At 62.7% G+C, this 25192-nt stretch carries 10 protein-coding genes and 1 tRNA gene; 8 read left to right on the forward strand and 3 right to left on the reverse strand.

Features of this window, described 5'->3' with window-relative positions:
* Positions 1 to 13 precede the first annotated feature (13 nt).
* Positions 14 to 1795, reverse strand: a complete 1782-nt coding sequence (locus tag KF886_01525) for a DUF4034 domain-containing protein (GenBank protein MBX3176017.1) — start codon at positions 1793 to 1795, stop codon at positions 14 to 16.
* 595 nt (positions 1796 to 2390) lie between these two features.
* On the opposite strand from KF886_01525, the gene KF886_01530 reads away from it, so the two are divergent.
* The 7 genes from KF886_01530 to KF886_01560 all read left to right on the forward strand — a co-directional run bounded on the left by KF886_01530 (position 2391) and on the right by KF886_01560 (position 19599).
* Entirely contained in the window at positions 2391 to 3338 is a 948-nt protein-coding gene (locus tag KF886_01530; GenBank protein ID MBX3176018.1) for an ATP-binding cassette domain-containing protein, read from the forward strand.
* Between the two features lie 13 nt (positions 3339 to 3351).
* Positions 3352 to 5862 carry a Gldg family protein gene (locus KF886_01535; protein MBX3176019.1) on the forward strand — a complete coding sequence of 837 codons (2511 nt, stop codon included), beginning with the start codon at positions 3352 to 3354 and terminating at the stop codon, positions 5860 to 5862.
* A 47-nt stretch (positions 5863 to 5909) separates the two neighbouring features.
* Positions 5910 to 8162 carry a DUF4340 domain-containing protein gene (locus KF886_01540; GenBank protein MBX3176020.1) on the forward strand — a complete coding sequence of 751 codons (2253 nt, stop codon included), beginning with the start codon at positions 5910 to 5912 and terminating at the stop codon, positions 8160 to 8162.
* A gap of 10 nt (positions 8163 to 8172) precedes the next feature.
* Entirely contained in the window at positions 8173 to 9273 is a 1101-nt protein-coding gene (locus tag KF886_01545) for a trypsin-like peptidase domain-containing protein (protein MBX3176021.1), read from the forward strand.
* Between the two features lie 1952 nt (positions 9274 to 11225).
* Positions 11226 to 17585: a DUF5011 domain-containing protein gene (locus KF886_01550; protein MBX3176022.1), complete on the forward strand. Its 6360-nt coding sequence runs from the start codon at positions 11226 to 11228 to the stop codon at positions 17583 to 17585.
* Between the two features lie 649 nt (positions 17586 to 18234).
* Complete coding sequence (locus KF886_01555) at positions 18235 to 19299, forward strand: hypothetical protein (protein MBX3176023.1); 1065 nt, start codon at positions 18235 to 18237, stop codon at positions 19297 to 19299.
* Positions 19300 to 19314: 15 nt separating this feature from the next.
* Entirely contained in the window at positions 19315 to 19599 is a 285-nt protein-coding gene (locus KF886_01560; GenBank protein MBX3176024.1) for a hypothetical protein, read from the forward strand.
* 402 nt (positions 19600 to 20001) lie between these two features.
* Here the strand turns inward: KF886_01560 and KF886_01565 are convergent.
* Together KF886_01565 and KF886_01570 are read right to left on the reverse strand one after the other, a co-directional pair.
* Positions 20002 to 20078: transfer RNA gene (locus KF886_01565), tRNA-Arg, on the reverse strand.
* Positions 20079 to 20439: 361 nt separating this feature from the next.
* Positions 20440 to 21195: a hypothetical protein gene (locus KF886_01570; protein ID MBX3176025.1), complete on the reverse strand. Its 756-nt coding sequence runs from the start codon at positions 21193 to 21195 to the stop codon at positions 20440 to 20442.
* 953 nt (positions 21196 to 22148) lie between these two features.
* On the opposite strand from KF886_01570, the gene ppdK reads away from it, so the two are divergent.
* Positions 22149 to 24917, forward strand: a complete 2769-nt coding sequence (gene ppdK / locus KF886_01575; protein ID MBX3176026.1) for a pyruvate, phosphate dikinase — start codon at positions 22149 to 22151, stop codon at positions 24915 to 24917.
* Positions 24918 to 25192 lie beyond the last annotated feature (275 nt).

Consider the following 25192-nt stretch of genomic DNA (forward strand, 5'->3'; position numbering starts at 1 on the left):
TCGGCGAGCGGCATCAGGAGGCGTTTTGTTGTTCCGCGGCCCGTTTCTTTTCGCAGAGGGCGATGATCTCCTCGGCGTGGATTGTGTTCTCCAGGACATAGGGCGCGGGCGCGCGGGCGAGAAAGGCGTTTGCCGCCGCAATGCCGTCGTCCCAGCGTTTCTGGTGGTAGTTCAGCCAGCCCTCGGTCATCAGGGCGGGGAGGTAATCGGGATCGACGGATCGCGCGTGCTCCAGGTGGGTGCGGGCCTGTTCGTAGTCCTTTGACGCCATGAGACGCGCCGCCTCGGCGAGGCGGACGAGGGCGTTGTCCGGCGCGAGGTCCAGGGCCTCGGCGAGCAGGCGTTCTACATCCGGCTTGCCCTGTAAGCCAGGGTTGTGCGAGCGCGCGGCGAGCGCCATTGCGCGCAGGAGATCGTAGTCGTAGGGTTCTTCGAGGTCGGCGGTCACGAAGAAGGCGCCGGGATCGCGCTCGAAGAAGACGCGGGTCTGCGCGTCGTCCCGTGCGCGGGCAAGGTAGGCCAGGTACATGCCATTGATGAAGGGGTTGTCGGCCTGGATGGCGCGGGCCAGGTCGAGGAGTTCCTTTTCGCGGGGCGTTCCGATGATGCCGGGGTCGTCCGAATGCTCGACAAAGGCGTAGACGCGCCACCAGTGGTAGGTGTAGACGTTGATAAATCCCCGCACGCTTGGATGGCGCATACCGAGGCGCTCGAAACAGTCGACCGCCATGGCCAGGTCGTCCACGTCCAGGGCGAAGCGCGCGGCGCGACCGAGGAGATAGGGCTCGTCCGGGTTCAGCATCAACTGCGCTCTCAAGCCCTCGACCAGCCGTTGCCGTATTGGGTCGCTATCGGGGCCTTCCTCATAATCGGGGCCCCGGTCGCGCATCCAGCGCGCCGCGTCTCGGAGGAGCGTCAACAGATAGGGAAAGTCCCCGGCGGCCTGCTCAAATTCGGCCACGAGCGCATCGACCTTCTTCCAGTCGCCGAACCACTGGGGCAGGGAGTAGTTCAAGAGTGTGTTGCGCACGTGGAGGTGGTGCGGGTTCAGCGCCAGGGTCTCGTCGTGGTATTTCTGAATCGCGGCGAGTTTCTTGCCGACGCCGGCGGCGGCCCGGGCCATGGACGCTGGAATCTCCGGGTCTTCCTGGTTCAGTTTGCGCGCGGCGTTGAGGTCGGCCCAGGCGAGTTTGTGGTACTTTCGGTACCCTTCCCACCCCTCCTCGGTAACTTTGTGGGCGAAGTCCGTTCCACGGTATTTCCAGGCGATGGAAACGTAAACGCGACCCCGCACCAGCAGCGGAAGGTAGGATCCCGACGATGCCGCTATCCATTCATCGAGCACGGAGAGCAGCTGCGGGTATTCTTCGTCCTTGAGAACGCGACCCAGGCTGTTGATCAGGCTACTGTAGCGGTAGCGGTCGAAGGGGGTGTCCTGTTTCGCGCGGAGGGCTGCGATGTCTTCCTCGACGGCGGCGAAGTCTTTTTCGTAGTACAGGCGGTTGCGCGTGTCCGGCAGCAGATATACGGTCTCGTAGTGGTCATGCAGGCCGAGTTTTGCGGTCAGGGCTTCTTGCTCGCGCCGGCCCTCCTCGCGTTTCCTTTCGCGGCGTTCGGCCTCGGCGGCGTCTTCTTCCGCGTCCTCGGGGGAGTCTTCGGCGCCCCAGCTCGGGTGATCGTTTATTTCACTCAGGAGCGTGGTGAATGCGAAGTAGCTGGCGGCGCCCATGAGCACCAGGGAAAAAAGAGCCCCCGCGAGGCCCGCGATCAACCATTTGATGCTTATTGGATTCATGAGAAGGGCTCCCTCGTTTTGCCTTGTCTGCTGCTCCGGCGCGTAGCCGACCGCCCGGATACAGGATAGCCCATTTCGGGGGATCCCGCAAGGGGGGGGGCTGGCCAGGGCAATCGCATTTAGACTTCCTACTCCAGCCGAGCGCCCTATGAAGCGCCTTGAATGTTAAAAAAGGGCGCGTGTTGGATCGCTGGAATTTCGCCCGCGGCGAATCCCGGACCTTGCCGGCAGAGATGCCGGCGCTCCAAAACGCTCACTTTCGTTGCATCAAGGTTCCAAATCGATTCGAGATTGCGCCCATATTCCCAGATCGAGTTTCAATCCGATTGCCCTGGTGGGGCTGACGCAAAACGGGCAGGGGGAACCCAAAACGGGCAGGCGCGGCGTCATTGAGGCGTCTTCAGGCCGCGTGCTACACTCGGGATTTCCCGAGAAAACGGCATCATTGCGGCGCGCGGCTGTGCGGCGCGGGGGTGGTATGGATTTTGCTTGTCGTTGCAGTGACTGCCAAGTTGGGGGCAGTCCATCGGGGAAAGCGCCCGGCGCGCCGAGCGACGCGGGCCGAACCACGCGGAGTTAAGGAGATGAGCGCACGATGATCAAGGCAAATGGACTGACGATGCATTACGGGCCGGTGCGGGCCTTGCATGATGTGTCGTTCGAAGTGAACCGCGGCGAGGTGGTGGGCCTGTTGGGCCCGAACGGCGCGGGCAAGTCAACGACCATGAAGATCCTGACGACGTATCTCTACCCTTCTTCGGGGTCCGCCATTGTGGCGGGGGTGGATGTGCTGAAGGACCCGGTGGAGGTGCGGAAGAAGATCGGCTACCTCCCGGAGGTGCTTCCGCTGTATATGGATATGGAGGTGCGGACGTACCTCGATTTTGTGGGGAGCGCGCGGGGTCTTTCGGGTGCTCGGTTGAAGGAGCGGACGGACGCGGTGCTGGACGTGACGGGGCTTCGCCCGATGTACCGGAAGGTGATCCGGGAGCTTTCGAAGGGCTACAAGCAGCGTACGGGTATTGCGCAGGCGCTGATCCACGATCCGGAGGTGGTGATTCTGGACGAGCCGACTTCGGGGCTGGACCCGCACCAGATCCTCGAGATCCGGGCGCTGATCAACGATCTGGCGAAGGAGAAGACGGTTATCCTCTCCACGCATATTCTCCACGAGGTGGAGACGACGGCGGACCGTATCGTGATCATCAACCGGGGCGAGATCGTGGGCGATGGCACGCTGGACGAACTGCGCCACCAGGCGAAGGACAGCGAGCGGACGTCGTTTGCGGTCGAGGCGGCGCGCGGCGATGTGGAGCCGAAGCTGAAGCAGATCAAGGATGTCACGCATGTGGAGTGCGCGGGCGAGGACAACGGCTGCGCGAGCTTCCTGCTGTTTTCGCGTACGGGGACGAGCCCGTGGCGCGAGGTCAGCGATCTGGCGCAGGCGCAGCAGTGGAAGGTGAAGCAGCTGGGCGACAAGCCGTTGACGCTGGAGGAGACCTTTCTCACCCTGACCGAAAAAGCCGCCCAGGCAGCCTCTTAAAGGATTTCGACGCATGAACAACATTAAAGCGATTATGCGCCGCGATCTCGGCGCCTACTTCACCTCGCCCGTCGGCTACATTTTCATGATGGTTTTCGTGACCATCAGCGTCGGGCTTTATATTACGTCCTTCTTTGCGTTTCCCGTGGCGGACATGCGGCCGTACTTCGACAATCTGCCGATTCTGCTGTGCGTGTTCATGCCGGCGGTAACGATGCGGATTTGGGCGGAGGAGCGGAAGGAGAATACGTGGGAGATGCTCCTCACCTTCCCGATGGAGGCGCGGGAGCTGGTGCTGGGCAAGTTCCTGGCGGCGCTGATTTTCTTCGGGCTTACACTGCTGAGCACGGTGACGGTTCCGGTGATGCTGATGTCGCTGGGCGAGCCGGACACGGGCGCGATCTTCACGGGCTACTTCGGCACGTTGCTGCTGGGGGCTTTTTTCCTGGCGCTCGGCATATTGTTTTCGGGTTTCTTCAAAGACCAGATTGTCGCGTTCGCGGTGACGCTGCTGACCTGCTTCGGTTTTTTTCTTATCGGCACGAACTTCATCGCGGCGTACATTGATGATCGCATTCCGGGGCTGGGATCGCTGCTTTCGGATCTGCTGGGGCTTTTCGGGCACTACGGGGCCTTTACGCGCGGGGTGATTGACCTTGCCGACGTGGTGTACTTCCTGGTGTGGACGGCGGTGTTCCTGGTGTTGAACGTGATGTACATCGACGGGCGGAACCGGCCGAAGGCGCGGACGATCTTTGCGGCGGCGGCGGCGATGAGCGTGGTGATCGGCCTGCTGTTCAACTACGTGATGGCCGGGTCGAGCCTGATCCGCATTGACATGACGGAGGGGAGGATCTACACGATTTCCCAGGCGACGAAGAACATGCTTGCGGAGCTGGACACGCCGGTTCAGGTGAAGGTGTATATCACGCCGCGCACGAGCATGCCGACGGGGATGAAGGATCTCGAGCAGAATATTACCGACAAGCTTGAGGAAATGCGGGTTGCTTCGCGTGGGATGATCGAGTACCGGACCATACCGATGGACGTGGCGAACGTGTACGCGAATCCGGACGAGGAGGATGGCGAAGCCGAGAATGGGAAGGAGGCGGCGATCGAGCGGCGCATGCTGGAGAAGGGCGTGCAGCCGTTCAGTGTTCAGGCGATGAGCAAGGACGAGGTGACGAACAAGCTGGTGTATTCGAGCATCGGCATCGGCTACAAGGACAAGGCGGAGGAGATCATTCCGCAGGTGGTTCCGGACCGGCTGCCCGAGCTGGAGTACCGCCTTGTGAGCACGATCCACAAGATGACGCGCGAGCGGGAGCCCGTGGTCGCGCTTGTGGCCCCGATGGAGGCCATTAATATAGACCCGCAGATGCGGCAGATCCTGATGCAGATGGGCCAGCCGGTTCCCGAGAGCGACGATCCGTACGAGTACCTCCAGCAGATCCTGGAGATTGAGAAGTACCACGTCGAGCGGGTTGAGTTAACGAAGGACAGCCCATTGCCGGAGGAGTACGACACGCTGGCGGTGATCAACCCGCGCAACCTGAACGAGCGCCAGCGCTGGGAGATCAACCGGGCGTTGCGCAGCGGCAAATCGGTGATTATGGCCGTGCAGAATTACGAGTGGGATTACCGGCCCTCGCCGCAGGGTTACAACATCAGCCGCCGCGACGAGAATCCGGGCGTGAACGAGCTGCTGGAGGCCTACGGCCTCGGCGTGAGCACGGACATATTGATGGACGTGAACAAGGTTCCGTTGACGATCCAGTCGGGGGGCGGTTCGCTTGCGGACCTGCTCCGCCCGCAGCAGGTGAACCTGCCGATGCATATCCTGGTTAACAGCAGTTCGATGTCGGAAGACACGGCGATTACGAACCGGCTCGCGTCGATATTCTACCTCTGGGGCACGGCGCTGGATATCGACGAAAGCACGTTGCAGCGGCATGGCCTGACGGCGAACGTAGTCATGACGACGAGCGCGCGCGCCTGGACCGTCCCGGCGACGGATACGATGACCGGGGCGTCCTTTGAGGAGCCGGTGGACGGGGAGCGGCGGGCGTACCCGCTGATGGCGGTGGTGAAGGGCCAGTTCCCGGACGCGTTTGCGGACGGGGAGCGTCCCGCGTGGCCGGCTCCGGCGCCGCAGCCGGGGCAGCCGCCGATGCCGCAGGACGACGAAGCGGAGGCTCCGGCGTCGCCTGTCGAGGCGAGGCCGGGCCAGCTGATTCTGCTGGGCTGCTCGGAGACCTTCCGGAAGAATTTCCTTCAGGACGCGAACCTCGACCTGTTTTTGAACAGCGTGGACGCGGTGACGCTGAACGAAAACCTGGCGCTGGTGCGCGGGAAGAAGCCGATCAACCGGTTCATCGATCGCCCCTCGGATGACCAGAAGTTTTTCTGGCGCGCCGTGAACTACGGGCTTGCGAACACGGTGATCGCGGGGGTTGGCATTGTCTTCCTGCTGAACCGCCGCCGCGCCCGCAACGCCTACACGATGTCGCACGTGAACGCCTGATCGCATACCGGCGGCTGGGGACAGCCCGCAGGTGGAGATAGATTACGATGAGTTTCAAGAAACTGTTGCCTTTTCTCGCGGTGCTGGTTGTGCTCCTGCTGCTTGTTCTTATGAAGCGGGGCCTCCAGCGAACGCCTTCCCTGGAGACCCAGGCGAACCTGCAGCCACTCGTGGCGGCGGATCTGGGCGCGGCGGACATTGCGAAGCTGGAGCTCTACGCCGGGGCCGCGCCGGACGAGAAGGTGGTGTTGGAGAAGGCGGGCGATGCGTGGGTGGCCCGGAGCCATTTCGGCGCGCCCGTCAATGCGGACACGATCCAGGGGTATCTGGACAAGATCGAGAATCTGCAGGGCGAGTTCCGCGCCACGGCGCAGGGCGACGCCCAGCTGGCCAGCTATGATCTGAAGGAGGATCAGGCGTTCCGCGTGGTCGCGTACGCGGCGGGGAAGAACGAGCCCGCCGCGGATCTGCTCTTCGGGAAGGCGCCGAGCCACAGTTCGGTTTTTGTGCGGAAGGCGGGCGACACGACGGTGTATGTTGAGTCGAACAACCTGCGCCGCGAGGCGGGGCTCTTCGGCGAGGATCTTACGGAGGCCCCCAAGGCGGACAAGTGGCTCGACAAGACCGCGCTGTCGGTGGAGAAGGACACCCTGGCGAAGGTGAGCATCACGACGCCGGACAAGTCGCTGGTGTTTGAGAAGCGCGTGACGGAGGTTCCGCAGCCGGAACCGGCCGAGGGCGAAGAAGCGCCCGAAGCGCCCGCGGCGCCCCAGGTGGAAGAGGAATGGATTCTTACGGCCGGCGGCGCGGAGAAGACCTACAAGGACAACGCGCTGCAGGGCGTGTTCAATCGGCTCGCCTCGCTTACGGCGTCGAATATTGTCGACCCGTCGAAAAAGGCGGAGTGGGGGCTGGAGACGCCGGGCTTCACGCTCGCCGCGGCGCCCGCGGAAGGTGACGAGATCGTCATCGAGGGGGGGCGTCCCGATCTCGCCGGCGTGGGGTACATCCGCGTGGCCAGCAACGAGCGGGACGTGGTGTATGAGCTGAGCGCCTACAACTTCGATCAGCTTTTCCCGAAGGGGTCTTCGCTGATGGATCTTCCGAAGTGGGACGTGCCTCAGGAGGAAATTACGGGGATTACCATCGATCAGCCCGAGGGCCGGATTGTGCTGGCGAAGCAGGGCGAGAAGTGGTCTGTGGTGGAACCCGCTAGCAGCCTGAAGGTGCAGCAGCCGGCGATCGATGGACTCGTCAGCGCGGTGTCGGCGTGGACGCCCGGCGACTATGCGGACGGGGCCGCGGAAACCGGCGCGTTTAACCGGTCGGTGCAGGTGACGGCGGGCGGTTCCGTGCGGAGTTTCTCGATCGCGGACGACGCGCGGGGGTCCGAGGGCGTGTATGCGCGCATGGACAGCGACAGCGAGATTTATGTGATGAAGACCGCGGACAAGTCGAAGGTTTTCCTCAAGCCGCGCGACGTGTTCCAGCTGGCGCTGTTTGACCTGACCGCGGGCGACGTCACGCGGCTCGACGCGCGGGCGGAAGGGCAGGCCGTTTCGCTGCGCCAGGGCGAGGCGGGCGCGTGGACCATCGAGATGGACGGCGCGACCTTTGAATCGCCCGGTGACGAGGCGGCCAACCTGCTTTCGGTGCTGCTGGACCTTGAAGCGGCCGACGTGAACTTTGGCGGCGCGCCATCGGGCGTGACGGAAGCGGGGGCCTTCACGATCACCACCCGCAACGGCGCGTCGCGCCTGCTGGTCTACGGCGAAGAGAACGAAGGCGTACACCCGGTGTCGGTGAGCGGGATGCAGAACACGTTTACGGTCGCCGCCGCCGATCTGGACCGTCTCCTCACGGCGCTGAACGCGGTGAAGGACGCCCGGGGCGAAGCCGCGCCCGCCGCAGCGCCTGCAGCGGAAGCGCCCGCTACGGAAGCGCCTGTGACGGAAGCGCCCGCTACGGAAGCGCCTGCGACCGAAGTCCCCGCAGCGGAGGCGCCGGCGGTGGAAGAACCCGCAGCGGAAGCGCCTGTGACTGAAGCGCCTGCTGCCGAAGTCCCCGCAGCGGAAACGCCTGTGACTGAAGCGCCTGCTGCCGAAGCGCCTGCCACGCAGGAACCCGCAGCCGAAGCGCCCGCAGCGGAAGCGCCCGCAGTGGAGGCCCCCGCAGTGGAGGCCCCCGCAGCGGAAGCGCCTGCCGCCGAAGCGCCTGCCGCCGAAGCGCCTGCCGCCGAAGCGCCGGCGGTGGAAGAACCCGCGGCGGACGCATCAACACCGGAGACGCCGGCGGAGTAATCCTTACGCCATGCGCGCCTTTTGCTTCACACCCATCCTCCTTCTTGGCGCGGCCCTGGCCACCCCCGTGGTGGCCGGGGCTGACGCCGTTTCCAGCAGCCGCCGCACGGCGATCGTCACGGCGATCGAGAAGGTTTCGCCGGCGGTTGTCACGCTCAATGTCGTCGCGTATGAGCGCGAGCGCGTGATAGACCGCGACTTCTGGGGCCTCTTCGGGCCACGCTTCTTCACCCGGAGCCGTCCGGTGGAGGGCATCGGCACCGGGTTCATCTTCGACCCGCGCGGCTACATCCTCACCAACTACCACGTCATCCAGGGGGCCGACGCGATCACGTCCGTTTCCCTGCCGGGCGGGCGCCAGCTCGAAGTCGAGTTTATCGGGGCCGACGAGCGCGCCGACCTGGCGGTCCTCAAGGCGAGCGGGGATCGGCTGCCCCACGTGAAGCTGGGGACCTCCAAGGATTTGATGATTGGCGAGTGGGTCATCGCGATCGGCAATCCCTTCGGGACCATGATGGCCGATCAGCAGCCCAGTGTGAGCGTGGGGGTGATCTCGGCGAACCACCGGCGCGTCAGCCGCAGCGTCGGCGGCGGGGAGCGCCTCTACCAGGACCTCATCCAGACCGACGCCGCCATCAACCCCGGCAACAGCGGCGGTCCGCTGGTGAACGCGGCCGGCGACGTGGTCGGCGTGAACACCATGATTTTCTCCAGCAGCGGCGGCCACCAGGGGCTCGGCTTCGCCATTCCGGCTGATCGGGCGCGCCGCGTCGCCGAGGAACTGATTGAGTTCGGGCGGCGCCGGAACCCGTGGATCGGCATCCACGGCGAGGCGGTGGCCGATCTTTCGCCGCCGGCAATCCGGCAGTTCGGTCTGAAGGCCACCCGCGGGGTGCTCGTCACGGAGATCTACCGCAACGCCCCCGCCTTTCGGGCCGGGCTCGAACTCGGCGACGTCATCCAGAAGATGAACGGCATCCCGGTGGCGCATCCGTCGGAGATGGACTTCATCAACTGGGACCTCTTCATCGGCGACGACGTGACGCTGGAGGTTGATCGCTACGGCGCGCCCCGGACGATACGTTTCAAGGTGGAAGAGCTGGACCGGTGATTGCGGGGTCACACGGTTATTTCACCGGCGCAGCGATCGCATGACGTCTTGCGCTCCTTGTGCCGCGAGCAGGAATGAGTGAAAGTCCGCAGGGCAGCCTTGGTCCGCAAGCAAAGAAATGATCACCACGAAGGGCACGAAGGCCACGAAGGAAAGAAGTTGACGAAGGATTGATACGCACGCGAAGGCGCAAAGGAGATGATCGGGGGCGCGACGCGCGGTCAGGGCGGGCGGGGGACTGGATTTGGAGCCACAAAGAGCGCAAAGAACACAAAGTACACGGGAGCGCCTCTGGGCGGAACCAAGGAATTGATCAGCGCAAGGGCACGAGGGATACGAAGAGGAAGAGAGACGAAGCTTTGACCGCAGAGACCGCAGAGACCGCAGAGACCGCAGAGACCGCATAGGGTGATTTCTTGTACGCAGATGGATTGGGTGGATGATCGAGAGAGTGCATTCTTAACCACGAATAAACACCAATGCACACGAATGCATCGGGAGAAGCGGCTGGCCGCGATCAGGATTTTTGACCACGGATTACACGGATTACACGGATAGAGAATGATTTCGGTCGTTGGGGTGTGCAGGCGGCTGCGTGTTGCTTCCAAGGTGGCCTGTTCGGATTGTTCAGCATCGGAATTGTAGCGGGGTTTATCGGGTGGGCGGGGGATTGGATTTGGAGCCACAAAGAGCGCAAAGAACACAAAGAACACGAGAGCGCCTCTGGGCGGAACCAGGGAATTGATCAGCGCAAGGGCGCGAGGGATAAGAAGAGGACGAGAGACGAAGCTTTGACCGCAGAGAACGCAGAGAGCGCATAGGGTGATTTCTGGTACGCAGATGGATTGGGCGGATGATCGAGAGAGTGCATTCTTAACCACGAATGGACACCAATGCACACAAATGCGCCCGGAGAAGCGGCTGGCCGCGATCAGGATTTTTGACCACGGATTACACGGATTACACGGATAGAAAATGATTCCGGTCGTTGGGGTGTGCAGGCGGCTGCGTGCTGATTCCAAGGTGGCCTGTTCGGATTGTTCCGTATCGGAATTGTAGCGGGGTTAATCGGGTGGGCGGGGGATTGGATTTGGAGCCACAAAGAGCGCAAAGAACACGAAGAATACGGGAGCGCCTCTGGGCGGAACCAAGGAATTGATCAGCGCAAGGGCACAGGGCGGCCGTTGGCCGGAACCAAACAAAGTTGAACCGCGAATTAACGCGAAAGGACACGAATGAAGAAAGGATGGTCTCGCTTTGGGAATTCGCGGCGGTATTCACGGCATCAATGGGCCGTTCGAACCCGGCGCTCACGCTGTCTCGGGCTGGAAGCCCAAGCCACGTTGGCGCGGGTGGAACGATTTGGGTTGTTTGTGGCGGCGCGACGGCTGTGTCGAAAATGGGCCGGAGCATTGTGTGGCGTGGGTTGGGTTGGGGCTTGACGTGTGTGGAATCCGGGGTTGCGACAGGGGGAGTATGGGCTTTTGGGAACCTGGGGTTGATTTGCCGCAGACAGGAATGTCCGCGATCCTCGCCTGCGGCGCTTGGACAGCCGGGACGCCTATCCTACATTTGCGCCTGGCGGCGCTGAACACAGCCGGGACGGCTGTGCCACTTTCTTTTCGAGGTGGTTTTGGTGGGGTCAGGGGGAACTTTTTGGAGGCGGGCTCACTTTGCCGCAGACAGGAATGTCCGCGATCCATTGCGCCTGCGGCGCTTGGACAGCCGAGGCATGCATTCACAACGGGGGGGCTCATTCCACTCGGGTGTTATGTTTTTTCAGAGGCGCCTATGCGGCTTTTCGCGCGCAGTAACCGTAAAGCCGTAAAAAATCAACGGAATAAATTTGTACTTGCATAATTATTCAATCTGCGCTACCATGGATTAACGAACAGTCAGGGCTGCGGCATTACAACGGGCGAGCGGGTATCGCCCCGGCTATGGGAGGCAACATGGCCAGTGTACATTTTTCTCCGCGCGCGCTTGTGGCGCGCGCCCTTTACCTCGGGGTTCTGGGCCTATGTGGCGCGATCCAGCCGGCGCAGGGGGCGGTGTTTTTCGTGAATTCGTTTGGGGACGAGGGGGATGCGGTGCCGGGGGACGGCGTGGCCGAGACCATGCCCGGGACGGGGATTACAACGCTGCGCGCTGCGATCGAGGAAGCGAACGCCTTTCCGGGGCCCGACACGATCCGCTGGTCCCTGGTGTATAATCAGACTTGTAGAGATTGTCCAACTCACTGCGTAATCTCGATTAATGTGACCCGGCCCTTGCCGCCCCTCGCCGACCCGACGGGCGGCACGACCATCGAGGGATTCTCGGGCCACTTGATTGGCACGACTATGGATCCGTCGCTCGGGGAGCCCGGGTTCAATGCCGCGCTGGTTATCCAGAGCGCCAACAACGTGGTCAGCGGAGTCCGCTTCCGAGACTTTCCTCAGGATGGTATTGTGATTTCCGGCCCCAATGCGACGGGAAATCTAATTCAAGGTGTCACGATCGGGAAGGATGCTTGCACCCTGGTAACCGGCGTGCGCCGCCATGGAATTGTCATCGAGAACGGCGCCTCTGGCAACGTAATCCGCGGCGTAAACGTGGTCCGCTCCGGCGGCTATGGGATTGTCATGACCGGCGAGGGGACGGAGGGCAATACCGTCGTTAGCAGCCATTTGGGCCAGGATCCGGAAGCCAATCTTCCTGTTTGCGGAATCATTCCGGACGACATTGAAGGGTCCTATGTCCCGATCGTGCCAAATCATGATCCGTGCGACTGGGATCACATGAACGCCTGGCATTTGAAGTATGTCACTTCGAGTCATAAGCCCAATACCCTGGGTAACATTCTGATCGAGGCGGGCGCGTCCAACAACACGATTGGGGGGGCGGGCCGGGAGAACCGCAATTATTTTGGCGGGGCGATCTGGACCTCCAGGCATACCCTCAACGACCCGTTCGAATTCTGTGATCGGGATCTGCTGAGCGACCGCCCGTTACCGGCTTCGGGCCAGACGCCGGGGGAGACGCCGCTGTTTTCGAACGGGGACGATACGGGGATCACGATACAGGGTGCGGGTACGAGCGGTAACCGGGTGATCAACAGCGACATCGGCTACCGGAATGTTCCGGTGCTCGATCGGGTAATAGATGGCGATTTTAACGGCTTTCACCTGTATCCGGGGCGCGATATGAACGGCAATGGCCGCTTCAGCATCTGGATCCGGGATGGTGCCACCGGCAATATTATCGGGGATCCGGAGGACCCGGAATTGGGCAACCGGATCAGTTTCAGCTACCGGGACGCGATCCGGATTGAAGGGGAGAACACCCGCTTCAACGGGGTGTACAACAACTTCATTTCGGCGGAGGATCACGGGGTCAACATACTGAACGGGGCGAAGGAGAACCATATCGGCGGCCCGGGCGCGGAGAACCATATCCGGGCGCGCGATTTCGGTGTTGTGCTTCAGGGCGCGGGCACCGAGAACAATATCGTGCAGGGGAATCGATTCGACTCGAATGGCTTCTCGGGCATGGCGGTGTTTGGGGGCGCGAGCAACAACCTGATCGGCGGCGCCGGGCCGGGCGAGGGGAACCGCTTCATACTCAATTGCAGCGATGGGGTGGTGCTGTATGAGGCGGATACCCGCGAGAACAGGATCTTCGGCAACGAAATCAGCCGCAGCGGGGAGATCGGCGTATTTGTCGTCGGGGGCGCGTCGGACAACTTCATCGGGGGTCCGGAGCCGGGCCAGGGCAACGATATTCACAGTAATTTTGTCACGGGCGTGGAAATCCATGACGTTTCCAGCACGAACAACCGGATTCTGGGGAACGACATTCACAATAACGAGACGCGGGGCGTGTTCATGGTGGACGGGACGTCCGGGAATATTGTGGGGGGGGAGAGCCTGCCGGAGCGGAACCGCATTTTCGAGAACGGGCGGGCGGGCATCGAGATCAACGGCGCGGCGACGGAGCGCAACCAGATCCGGATCAATTCCATATTTAACAACGACGAGAAGGGTATATTGCTTTCCTTTGGTGCGAACCAGGGCATTACCCCGCCGGTGATCGATCGATTTATTCCCTTTTCCGGGAGCGCGGCGCCGAACAGCCTGGTGGACATTTTTGCGGACGACGCGGAAGAGGGCCGGGACTATATTGGGGGGACGATGGCGGACGCGGAGGGCAGCTACACGATAGCCCTGGATCTGCTTCCGTATTTGAACCGGAACCTGACGACCACGGCCACGGACGTGGACGGCAACACGTCGGAGTTCAGCTTGCCGATCAGCATCATCCCGCCTGTTTTCACGGACGAGCCGGGCGATGTGGTGATTGTTGAGGGGGACGATCTTCTGCTTCCGATGGTGGTGGAGGGGGCGCCCGAGATTGCCTTATCGTGGCGTTTCCGCGCGCCGGGCGGCGGCTACGAGCCGGTTATCGCGAACGATTTTTTCAGCGGCGTCGACACGGAGGCGCTGCTGCTGGAGAACGGGCAGTTCGGCCACGAAGGACACTACCAGTGCATTGCGGACAACGGGCTGGGCGAGGTCTTTTCCCGCGAGGTTTATGTGCGCGTGGTTGTCGCCACGTTGGATACGCTGGACGTCAATACGCTGAATGACGTGGCCGACGGCAATACGTCCTCTATAGCGCGTTTGCTTGCATCGCCGGGCGAGGACGGCCTGGTTTCACTGCGTGAGGCGATCCTGGCGGCGAACTCGATGCCGGGGCGGAACACGGTGCGCTTCGGTGTGGAGGGAGCGATCCAGTTGGAAACGCCCCTGCCCGCCATTGGGGATGGCTCCGGCGGCCTCGTTCTCGACGGCGGCGGCACGGTTGCGCTGGACGGCGGCCTGCTGGAAGGTTCGGGATCCGGCCTTACGATCGAGAGTGCGGAGAATACCATTCGGAATCTATCGATTTACGGCTTCCCCGAGCACGGTATTCTGATCGAGGGGCCGAACGCCTTCGACAACGCGGTCGTGGCGTGCCGCATCGGCAATGATGGGGCCGAGCCTCTGCCCAACCGGGGCCACGGCATCGCGCTGTCGGGCGGCGCGCGCGACAACGCAATCGGCGGGGCACACCGTAACGCGGCCAACCTTATCGCGGGCAACGCGAACGCGGGGGTCGCCATTTCCGGGGCGGGGACGACGGGCAACCGTGTGATCGGGAATACGATTGGCGAGCCCGGCGACGGCACGCTCGGGGGCGGCAACGGCATCGCCGGGGTGTATGTATTTGAGCGCGCCTCGGAGAACTGGATCGGCGGCGGGCTGCCCGAAGAGGGCAACCACATCGGGGGGAACACCGGAATCGGCGTCTATGTCGCCGGCGTGGGGACGTCGGGCAACACGATCCGCAACAATTCGATACACGACAATGGGGATCTGGGGATCCGCCTTTTTGAGGGGGGCAACGACATGATCGCGCGCCCAGCCATTACGGGCATCGATCCGATCGTTGGAACCGCGCCGCCTGGCTGCACGGTCGATTTCTACTCCGATCTTGAGGACGAAGGCCGGACCCCGTTGTTTTCCATCGTTGCCGGGGAGGGGGGCACATTTGAAGCGCCCGCCGACCTGACGAATCAGGAGGGCACGTATCTCACGGCGACGGCGACGGACGCCAGCGGGAACACCTCGGCATTCAGCGCGCCGGTCCCGATTGATTTTACGCCGCCGGTACTTGCCCTGAACGGCCCGGATCGCGACACGCAGGAGTGCGGAACGCCCCACACCGACCCCGGCGTTACCGCGACGGACAATTTCGATGGCGACCTCGGGAGCGCGGTAGTGGTGGAGATTACCGATGGCGCGGGCGCGCCCGTTGAGACGCTGTCGGAGGCCGCGCCCGGCGAATACACCGTTCGCTATACGGTCTCGGACCGCGCCGGGCTTGCCGCGACGCCGGTGAGCCGCCGCGTGCGCGTTGAGGACACGATCCCGCCCGTTGTGGCGATGAATGGCCCGGATGTTATCGAGGTGGCGTGCACCGGCGTTTGGGAGGATCCGGGGGCGACCGCGACCGACAGTTGCGGCGCCGCGGAATGGACTGTTTCGGGCTCCGTCGACACGAACACGCCGGGTTCGTACGAGTTGATCTATCGCGCGACGGACGAGGCGGGGAATGTTTCGGAGCCGGCCGTCCGCACGGTTGTGGTGACGGATTCGACCAGCCCGGTCATCACACTGATTGGCGAGGCCACGTTGGACGCAGAATGTGGCGCGCCCTGGGACGATCCGGGCGCAGTCGCCGTTGATGATTGTGGCGGCGAGATCACCGTGCGCCGAAGCGGCTCCGTGAACACCAGCCGCCCGGGCGTCTATACGCTGACGTACAATGCGACGGACCTTTCTGGCAATGCGGCGGAGGCGGTGACGCGCACGGTGACGGTGGCGGATCGCACACCGCCGGCGCTTGTGCTCAACGGGGACGCGGAGGTGACGATTACCTGCGGAGCGGGGTACGCGGAGCGGGGCGCGACGCTGACCGACGCCTGCGAACCGGGGACGGAAGTGCGGGTTTCGGGCGACCTGAACCCGAACGTGGCCGGCGTCTATACGATTTTCTATGACGCGACCGACGCGGCGGGGAACGCGGCGGAAACGATCATTCGGACGGTGACGGTGATCGGGGCGCGCGCCCCGGAGATCTTCCTTACCGGGGAGGCGCGGGTGATTATCCCCTGCGAGGCGCCCTACGCCGATGCCGGGGCGCGCGCCTATGACGGGTGCGACACCGACATCACCGCCTCCATCGAGGTGGATGGCCTGGTGTATACCACGGCGCCCGGCGAGTACACGTTGACCTATCGCGTGCGCGATGGCGCGGGCGTTCCGGCCGAGCCGGTTTCTCGGACGGTGACGGTGCTGCCTTGCGTGGAGCCGTGCGACGCGCAGTGCAACGGCGATCCCGACGACGCTATCGACGAAGACGGCGACGGGCTTTCGCGCTGCCGCGAGGCCTGCATCGGGACGAGCGACCGAAACCCGGACTCGGACGGCGACGGGATGCCCGATGGCTTCGAATACCGCTACCGGCTCGACCCGGGACGGGACGACAGCGGGCAGGACCCGGACGCCGACGGATCGACCAATATCGAGGAGTTCCTCGAAGGCGGTTCCCCGCGCGATCCCGCGTCACCGCGGCGGATCTATTTCGTAAGCCCCGGCGGATCCGATCGGGCGGAGGCGGGTACACGGGCCAATCCCTGGAAAACGGTGGCGTACGCCATAGGCCGGGTGAGCCCCAGCGCGGATCGCCCCGTGCGAATCTTCCTGGAGGCTGGCGTGTACGAAGAGCGCGTGACCGTTAAGCCGCACACCGAGCTGCGCAGCAACCCGGGCGCATCGGTGGAAATAGTCGGCTCCGTTGTGCTCCGGGAGGCATCCGCGTTGCAGGGTATCACGTTGTCGTCACTGGAATCCGACGCCGGGATAGTGTTTGTCGAGGGGACGGGCGCCGCCGTGCGCGACAGCGTGATTTCGGGCGAACGGGCCCCGGGCCAGGCCGGCGTTGTGATTGAGGCGGGGGCGGGTGCGGAGAGCGAGATCGAGGGTGTTTTGTTCGATGGCCTGGATACGGGCATTGATGTGTTCGGAACGCTGCCCGCCGTGCGCCACTGCCGCTTCACCAATATCGCCACCGCCGCGATCAGGATTCGGGCCGGGGCCGGGCTGCCGCGCACCGGGGCCGCGATGGGGCAGGGCCTGAACGGCTGGAACGAATTCGGCGTGACCGGCGGCGGCCTTGCAATCCAGAACGAGACGGGGACCGTTGTCTCCGCCCAGTGGAACGATTGGGGCACAACCAGCGCGAGCGGTCGGCAGGCGCTTGTGAGCGGGACGGTTAACCAGGCCAAGCCGCTGACGCCGGGCGCGGCTCCGGAAGTCGCCGCGCTCGATGTCGTCGTGTTTTCCGGCGCGAACCAGGCCCGGATCCCCGGCGCGCGCGTCACGATCTCGGGCGCGGGCATTTCGCTGGAGGGGACTACGAACCCGCAGGGGCACGCGGCGTTTCCGGCGCTGGCGCCGGGAAGCTGGGAGATTGTGGTGTCCGCTGGCGGGTATCCCGAGCACGCCTACAGCGCGAGCCTGCCCGCGGGCGAGCGCCATGTGGTCAGTGCGCCGCTCCTCCGGGACGAGCCCGCGCCCGCTCCGGGGAGCTGTCCCCCGCCGGCGGCCGCGAGCGCGCCGGCGGGCGCGCGGGGTGATTTCCTGCTGCTGGGGTTGATCGTGGGCGGGCTGTTTATTGGCCGGCGCCTGCGGTGGCGTTCCTCGGCTCGGGGCTTCGGAGATGCTTGAGTTTCCGGGCGGGGCGCGACGGGATCACGCTTGCCGATCACTTGCATGCGAGAAAAGTTTGGGTGGTCGGGGGCATTGGCGTACACTACGGTGTGATGCGCCCGCGCTACATCGGGCGCGGAGGGTCGGCGTATGCCAAATGAATTTGGACGGCGGACGTTTCTGGGGGCTACGGCGGGCGCGGCGCACTGCAAGGCTATGTTGGGGCTTATGCCTGGAGGGGCTTTGAGGCGGATATCGATCGGGGCGCTCAAACGTTGAGAAGCTGAGTAGCATCCAAGACGACACCCGAGCAACGCGCCAAGGTAGAAGAATGCGCCCAGGGCGTCCTCGACGCCCGGCAACCCCACCTCGACAACGGCGCCACCCTCGCTTACCTCGACGACCCCCACTACCTGCCAGCACCACTCCTGAAGTCCCACCAGAAACCTGACCGTGCTGTAGATCGCTGCTACCCGAAGGAGAAGCTTGAGACGGAACGGGTGGAGTTTTTGTCTGGGTAGTATGAGGAGATGTCGTGCTCACCGCAACGTTGATCGCGTTTTCTTGCCAGAAGTCTGGATTTGACACCACCAGTCAATGGTATTAGAGTTAAGAGCATCCCCTCTCGGGGTTTGGGCGGACAAGGGATAACTCGGAATACACGGTCATGAATTCTAACGCGGCTGAAGTTCAGCTCCTACTTCGCATTGAAGGCACCGAATCCAAGCGCTCCACCGTCGATGCCCCTACGCTTGTTGCCACAATGGACGCCCTACAACGTGCAATCTACTATGTGGCGATGGACTGCTCGGGCCGGGACGTCCGGGAACGGGCGCGTGTACCCAATGACATCGCTCGCCGGTTCGCCCTGGACTGCACAATCGCACAGCCTGGTAGCTTTGCCCAGCCAATGACACTTGGCGCGTTTGCCATGGACACAGAAGATAGCACCCTCATACCCAAAGTCGTATCCGTGTTGAATGAGTGTATCCGTGCCATGTCGGAACAGAACATCCAGCATCTTCGCGGAGTGCTCTCCCATGAAGCGCTGCGAACTCGAATGCTCAAGACGCTTTCCGAGTTGGTCCCAAAGGCGGATAGTAATCACAAACTTCATCTTACTGTGGGGGACAATCCAGAGTTCAGTATAACGCATATCACTTCCACGGTATTTACGAACCTGAAGAAACAAGTCGAACACGAGGAATCTTATCTTACTGTGACAGGGCGACTTCACAGCATCGATTTCTCCGAAAACAAGATTCGAATACACTATCCGGGCAATCAGAAAGAGCTGGAGTGTATTTATGACCCATCCGTAGAAGACCTCTTGCTCGACAATCCTCGGGACTGGATTCAGGTCTCTGGAACGGTCGTTATGGACGATGACGGCGAACCGAAGAAAATCATCGGTGTTGACAATATCTGTGAACTGGATGTATCGGAAATCGTAATACGCGAGATCGTCGCGGACGGGCAACCGCTCTATTTCCGGCCTGCCTTGCGCTTCTCGCCTCAGTCAACAGAGTCCAGGCAATTGATGTATGTGGTGGACGAGACGCTTGGCATTGATGTCTATGCTACGACACGGGAAGAATTGGTCGAATTGATCTGTGCAGAACTGGAACTTCTTTGGCGGGAACAGAAGGCGGAAGATGATGAACGTCTGTCGGACTTTGCCATGCGCCGACGCAAAGCCCTGCGAGACGCCGTCAATTGCAAGAGTGCTTAAGAAGCGCGAGGGAGCGTGCTGTTGAAAGCGGCAGAGATTGAAAAAGGGCTTTTAAATAAAGGGTTTCAGAAGGCCCTGAGTAAGCACAGGTTCTTCAAGTACTACAGCAATAGCGGTGTCGATAGCGGCGTCAAGACCATGCTCAGCCACGGAGCTCGAAGCAAGACCTTGAGTGCCGATTTGATCGGCCAGATGGCAAGGCAATGCGGATTGTCGAGGGCGGAGTTTGAAGACCTGATCAATTGTCCCCTCAGCCGGGATAAGTACGAGGAGAAGCTCCGTCAAGCGGGGCGGCTGTAGACGGCTCTGACATGGGCTCCAGCCACAATCCTCGCTGCTGCAGATGACGGTGAAGTTCCCGCCAGGTAGTTCCTCGGAATCAACCCGTCCGATATAGGAGGGTAGATACCGCCCCAACGTCCGACAACTGATTTTATCCGGCCTTTTCCGTCCCGGCGATGTACCACAAGAACCCAAAACAGGTGTGTGCGCTACACCGAAACAAATGGCCTACCCGTACCGAAATGTGCATCGAACCCAGGCCCGACAGATCGCAAGGTCTATCGGGCTTTTCATCTCCCCCCACAACGCCCCGCCACTCACCACAAAACCGCTGAAATTGTGAACATCAACGTCCTTTTCCAGTAGTCTCGCCCGTCCGGGCTTGTGGCGGTAAACCCATGTAACGAGGGCACAAAAAAATGGCGCGCCAGGAGGGATTCGAACCCGCGACCTACGGCTTAGAAGGCCGTTGCTCTATCCGACTGAGCTACTGGCGCGCATGGGAAGGCGTGGCGCGGGGGTGGTGGGCCCCGGGTCGCGCCGGGGGTGATTATTCCATATGGGCCCTGGCCGGGTAAAGTGGCGGGCTGGACTGGCGGGTACAGCGTTTCATGACGCTTCGGGTCACGTCACCCATTAAGAATGAAAATGGACGGCGGCTTCGCCGCCTGGCAGGCGGGGACGCCCACCACGGCGCGTCTTCGACCTGCGCTCCCAGCCTTTGCCGCTTCCTTGGGAGAGATGCTGTAATCTGGTTTGTATGAGGCGGTTGTAGTGATGCCGAGGTTTTTTCAGAGCAGGCTCCCGCGATTTTGAGGTGGTTGGCGGCGCCTTTGCGCTCCGCCTGTTGTATCGGGATTAAAAGCCGCCTTGTTGTCGCATGGCGTCTTCCATGGCGCGCATTATGGCGGGGTCCATGCCTTCCATCATGTTCTGGAGCTCGCCGAGGATGGCTTCGGGGTTTTCGAAGTCGAGGGTCATGCTCATTCCGGGGGCGGGGAGCATGCGGAGGGCGTGTACGCGCCATTGGCCGGCTTCGTGGCGGAGGAGGACTTCGTTGGGCATGCTGTGGCCGAATTGGGTTACGTTGAGGGCGACGCGCGCGCTGTTTTCGCTGGTTGTGGCGGCGCCGACGGTGAAGTTTTCGAATTGCTGGAGCGCGAAGTGCATCTGGTTGAAGTGTTGCCAGGAGGCTTCGGTGAGGTAGGGGCGACAGGCTTCGGGGCCGCCGGTGTTGAGGGCGTCCATGAACTGTTGGGTGATTTGCTCGGGCGCGGGTTTGCTGAAACCCGAAAGCGGGAGTTGGGTGGCGGCGAGGGCGACGATGGCGATGATCGCGGCGACTCCGAGGAGGATGGCGGCGGGCTTGAGGAGGGGCTGGAGTGTGTCGCCGAGGCCGGGTGTGGCGACGACGGGGCGGGGGCGCTGGTTTTCGCGGGAGAGGCTGGCTTCGAGGGCGCTGGCGAGATCGGCCGGGAGCGAGGCGGGTCCGGCGTTGGCGGCGGCGGGCACGACGATGCGCGCACCGCATTTGCGGCATGCGCCGGCTTGTCCGGCATACTGATCGGGGATGTCGAGTGTCTCGTTACAGTGCGGGCAGGTCATCTGGATCATGGTGGTTTCTCCCTCGTTGGCCCCCCTGTACCGGGCCGGTTGATCGCGTGGGTGCGTGGGTACCGCTTGTTTGTCAGTATATGGCTTTAATACGCTTGATACCAGCGTTTTATTCGTGATCTGTGGCGGGGGGTGGGGGCGGGTACAGCCACCCGCGAATTTGGGGTGGTTGGCGGCGCTTTCGCGGCTGGGGTGGTTGTTGTCGCGGGAGGCAGTCCCCTTGTTGGGGGTACAGCCACCCGCGAAATTGGGGTGGTTGGCGGCGCTTTCGCGGCTGGGGTGGATGTCGTCGCGGGATGCAGTCCCCTTGTTGGCGGGGAGAGGCGCACTGGGGAAAATCGCTACAGTGGTGTTGTGTTGGAGGTGTGGGGTAGTTGGTGCTCCGGGCACACGAACGGGCGTTGCCCGATCGCGCGGCACGGTGTGTGTCGCGGCGGTTTGGTACGCCTTCGCGGCTGGGGTGGTTGTTGTCGCGGGAGGGAGTCTCCTTTTTAGCGGGTACAGCCTTTCATGACGCGTTGCGTCACCCGTTAAGGTTGAAATACTGCTCGTGACTGTTGGCGCTCTTCTGGAGTCTCGCACGCTCAAGCCTTCGCGGCGGAGCCGCGGAGCTTGAACGTGGCACCCGCGGCTCGTTTTGAAATTTCGGAGCAGCCACCCGCGAGTTTGGTGTGTTTGGGGCGCTTTCGCGGCTGGGGTGGTTGTTGTCGCGGGAGGCAGTCCCCTCGGGGGCGGCGCGCGTCACGGCAGGTTGCCGCCGGTAGTCGCGGAATCTATAGTTTGCATGAAATTCCGGTTTTACTTTATAATCTTGAAGTTTTGTCCGGACCCCGGACAAGGAGAGCCCCCTTACGATCGAAGACCGGCGCCTCAGCGAGCAGGACCGTGTTCCGCTCCCCCCTGACGCATTCGGCCGGCTCACCCTACAAGCAACGTGAAGGAGAATGGTTACTATGGCCAAGAAAAGTGTTTACTTTTTTGGCGGCGGCAAGGCCGACGGCACGCTGAAGATGAAGAATCTGCTGGGCGGCAAGGGCGCCAACCTGGCGGACATGGCGAGCATCGGCATTCCGGTGCCGGCCGGTTTCACGATCACGACGGAGGTCTGCACCGAGTACTACGACAACAAGGGGCGCATCCCGAAGCACGTGACCGACGAGTACCTGAAAGCCCTGAAGAAGGTGGAAAAGGTGATGGGCAAGAAGTACGGGGCGAAGAAGAACCCCCTGCTCCTTTCGGTCCGCTCGGGCGCGCGCATGTCGATGCCGGGCATGATGGACACGGTGCTGAACATCGGCCTGTGCGCGGAGACGATCCCGGGGCTTATCGAGGCGAGCGGCGGCGACGAGCGGTTCGTGTATGACGCGTACCGCCGGTTGATCACGATGTACGCGGACGTGGTGATGGAGAAGGCGCAGGGAGTGGAGCCGGCGGACGGGGAGAGCATCCGCCACAAGCTCGAGCACGCGTACGACGCGCTGAAGGCGAAGCGGGGCGTGACGGAGGACACGGATCTGACGGCGGAGGACTTGAAGCCGCTTTGCGAAGAGTTCAAGGCGACGGTGAAGAAGTCGCTTGGCGTGCCTTTCCCGGACGACGCGTACAAGCAGCTGGAAGGCGGCATCAAGGCGGTGTTCCAGTCGTGGATGGGCAAGCGCGCGATCGCGTACCGCAATATTGAGGGGATCCCGCACGACTGGGGCACGGCGGTGAACGTTCAGGCGATGGTGTTTGGGAACATGGGCGATACGTCGGCGACGGGCGTGGCGTTTACGCGCAACCCGGCCAATGGCGAGGACGCGTTCTACGGCGAGTGGCTGATCAACGCGCAGGGCGAGGACGTGGTGGCGGGCACCCGCACGCCGCTTCCGGTCAACAAGGCTTCCAAGACGCCGGACCAGAAGAACGTGCAGTCGCTTGAGGAGATGTGGCCGAAGACGTACAAGCAGCTCTTCGCGATCCGGAACAAGCTTGAGAAGCACTACACGGACATGCAGGACATCGAGTTCACGATCGAGGATAAGGAACTCTGGATGCTGCAGACGCGTACGGGCAAGCGCACGGGTCCGGCGGCGATCCGCATGGCGGTGGAGATGGCCGAGCAGAAGCTGATCAGCAAGGAAACGGCGATCATGCGGGTGAACCCGGAGCAGATCAACGAGTTGCTTCACCCGATGGTTGATCCGGCTGCCGAGAAAAGGGCCAATGTGCTTGCGAAGGGCCTTCCGGCGGGCCCCGGCGGCGGCGTGGGCCAGGTGGTGTTCAATTCGGACGACGCGGCGGAGTGGGCCAAGGACGGCAAGAAGGTCATTCTGGTGCGCAACGAGACGTCGCCCGAGGACGTGCACGGGATGCACGCGTCGGCCGGTATTCTGACGGCGAAGGGCGGCATGACGAGCCACGCGGCGCTTGTGGCGCGCGGCTGGGGCAAGTGCTGCATCGTTGGCTGCGGCGCGCTGAACATTGACGCGAAGGGCAAGAAGGTCACGATTGGCGACAAGGTGGTGAAGGAGGGCGACTGGGTGTCGATGAACGGCACGACGGGCGTCCTTTACGAGGGCCAGCTGGACGTGCTTCCGGCCCAGCCGGATCGCAACCCGTGGTACAAGAAGCTCATGGGCTGGGCGGACGCCACGCGGCAGATCAACGTGCGCACGAACTGCGAGACGCCGGAAGACGCGGCGCAGGCGATCGCGTTTGGCGCGGAGGGCATTGGCCTGGCGCGTACGGAGCATATGTTCTTCGAGCCGGAGCGCATCATTCACGTTCGCGAGATGATCCTGGCGAGCAGCGAAGCCGACCGGCGCGCGGCGGTGATGAAACTGCTGCCGTTCCAGAAGAAGGACTTCCTGGGCATCTTCAAGGCGATGGCCGGGAAGCCGGTGACGGTGCGGCTGCTGGATCCGCCGCTTCACGAGTTTGTGACGCTGGACGAGAGCCAGGTGAAGGAACTCGCCAAGCACATGGGTCTGAAGCCGGAGCAGGTGCAGGCCCGGATCGCGCAGCTCCACGAGCTGAACCCGATGCTCGGCCACCGCGGCTGCCGCCTGGGCATCGCGTATCCGGAGATCACGGAGATGCAGGCGACGGCCATCCTGAGCGCGGCGGCGGAGCTTGCGACGAAGAAGATCAAGGTGCTTCCGGAGATCATGATCCCGCTGGTCGGCCACCAGAACGAATACAAGAATCAGGCGGCCATCATCCGCGCGGTTGCGGAAGACGTCAAGAAGAAGTACAAGCTCAAGACGCTCGACTTCCTGGTTGGCACCATGATCGAAATCCCGCGGGCCTGCCTCGTGGCCGACAAGATCGCCGAGGAAGCGGAGTTCTTCAGCTTCGGCACCAACGACCTCACGCAGATGGGCTTCGGCTTCTCGCGCGACGACATCGGCGGATTCCTTCCGCACTACCTGAAGGAAGAGATCCTGCCGGTCGACCCGTTCCAGGTGCTGGACCAGGAAGGCATCGGCCAGCTCGTCGAGATGGGCGTAGCCCGCGGTCGCAGCACCCGGCCCGACCTCAAGGTCGGTATCTGCGGCGAACACGGCGGCGAGCCGAAGTCGGTTAAGTTCTGCCACCGCAGCGGCCTGAACTACGTCAGCTGCAGCCCGTTCCGCGTGCCGATCGCGCGTCTTGCGGCGGCGCAGGCGGCGCTTGAGACGCCGCGTAAGGTGGAGAAGAAGGCCGCGAAGAAGAAGGCGGCGAAGCGCGGTAAGAAGTAACCGCGAATCGATAAAAGGTGCACGCCCCCGGGCCGCTGGCCCGGGGGTTTTTGTTTAGAAAATCGGTAACAGTTTAGCCGTCTGAAGCAAGGAAGAATTTCAACCACGAATGCACACAGGGCAGCCGCTGGCCGTAACCGAGGAAGGGACCACCACGAAGGTCACGAAGGTCATGAAGAAAAACAGAGAAGAGCTTTGACCGCAGAGAGCGCAGAGGGTGTTGTTGTGCGCGTACGGACCGGTGCGGTTGAATGAGGGCGAGTTTTTTGACCACG

The sequence above is a fragment of the Candidatus Hydrogenedentota bacterium genome (genome assembly GCA_019637335.1).
Lineage (GTDB): Bacteria > Hydrogenedentota > Hydrogenedentia > Hydrogenedentales > JAEUWI01 > JAEUWI01.

What these genes read in the sequence shown, in the direction of transcription:
- KF886_01525 (MBX3176017.1), bottom strand. Translation starts at nt 1,795, where the DNA reads ATGAATCCAATAAGCATCAAATGGTTGATCGCGGGCCTCGCGGGGGCT.
- KF886_01530 (MBX3176018.1), top strand. Translation starts at nt 2,391, where the DNA reads ATGATCAAGGCAAATGGACTGACGATGCATTACGGGCCGGTGCGGGCC.
- KF886_01535 (MBX3176019.1), top strand. Translation starts at nt 3,352, where the DNA reads ATGAACAACATTAAAGCGATTATGCGCCGCGATCTCGGCGCCTACTTC.
- KF886_01540 (MBX3176020.1), top strand. Translation starts at nt 5,910, where the DNA reads ATGAGTTTCAAGAAACTGTTGCCTTTTCTCGCGGTGCTGGTTGTGCTC.
- KF886_01545 (MBX3176021.1), top strand. Translation starts at nt 8,173, where the DNA reads ATGCGCGCCTTTTGCTTCACACCCATCCTCCTTCTTGGCGCGGCCCTG.
- KF886_01550 (MBX3176022.1), top strand. Translation starts at nt 11,226, where the DNA reads ATGGCCAGTGTACATTTTTCTCCGCGCGCGCTTGTGGCGCGCGCCCTT.
- KF886_01555 (MBX3176023.1), top strand. Translation starts at nt 18,235, where the DNA reads ATGAATTCTAACGCGGCTGAAGTTCAGCTCCTACTTCGCATTGAAGGC.
- KF886_01570 (MBX3176025.1), bottom strand. Translation starts at nt 21,195, where the DNA reads ATGATCCAGATGACCTGCCCGCACTGTAACGAGACACTCGACATCCCC.
- ppdK (MBX3176026.1), top strand. Translation starts at nt 22,149, where the DNA reads ATGGCCAAGAAAAGTGTTTACTTTTTTGGCGGCGGCAAGGCCGACGGC.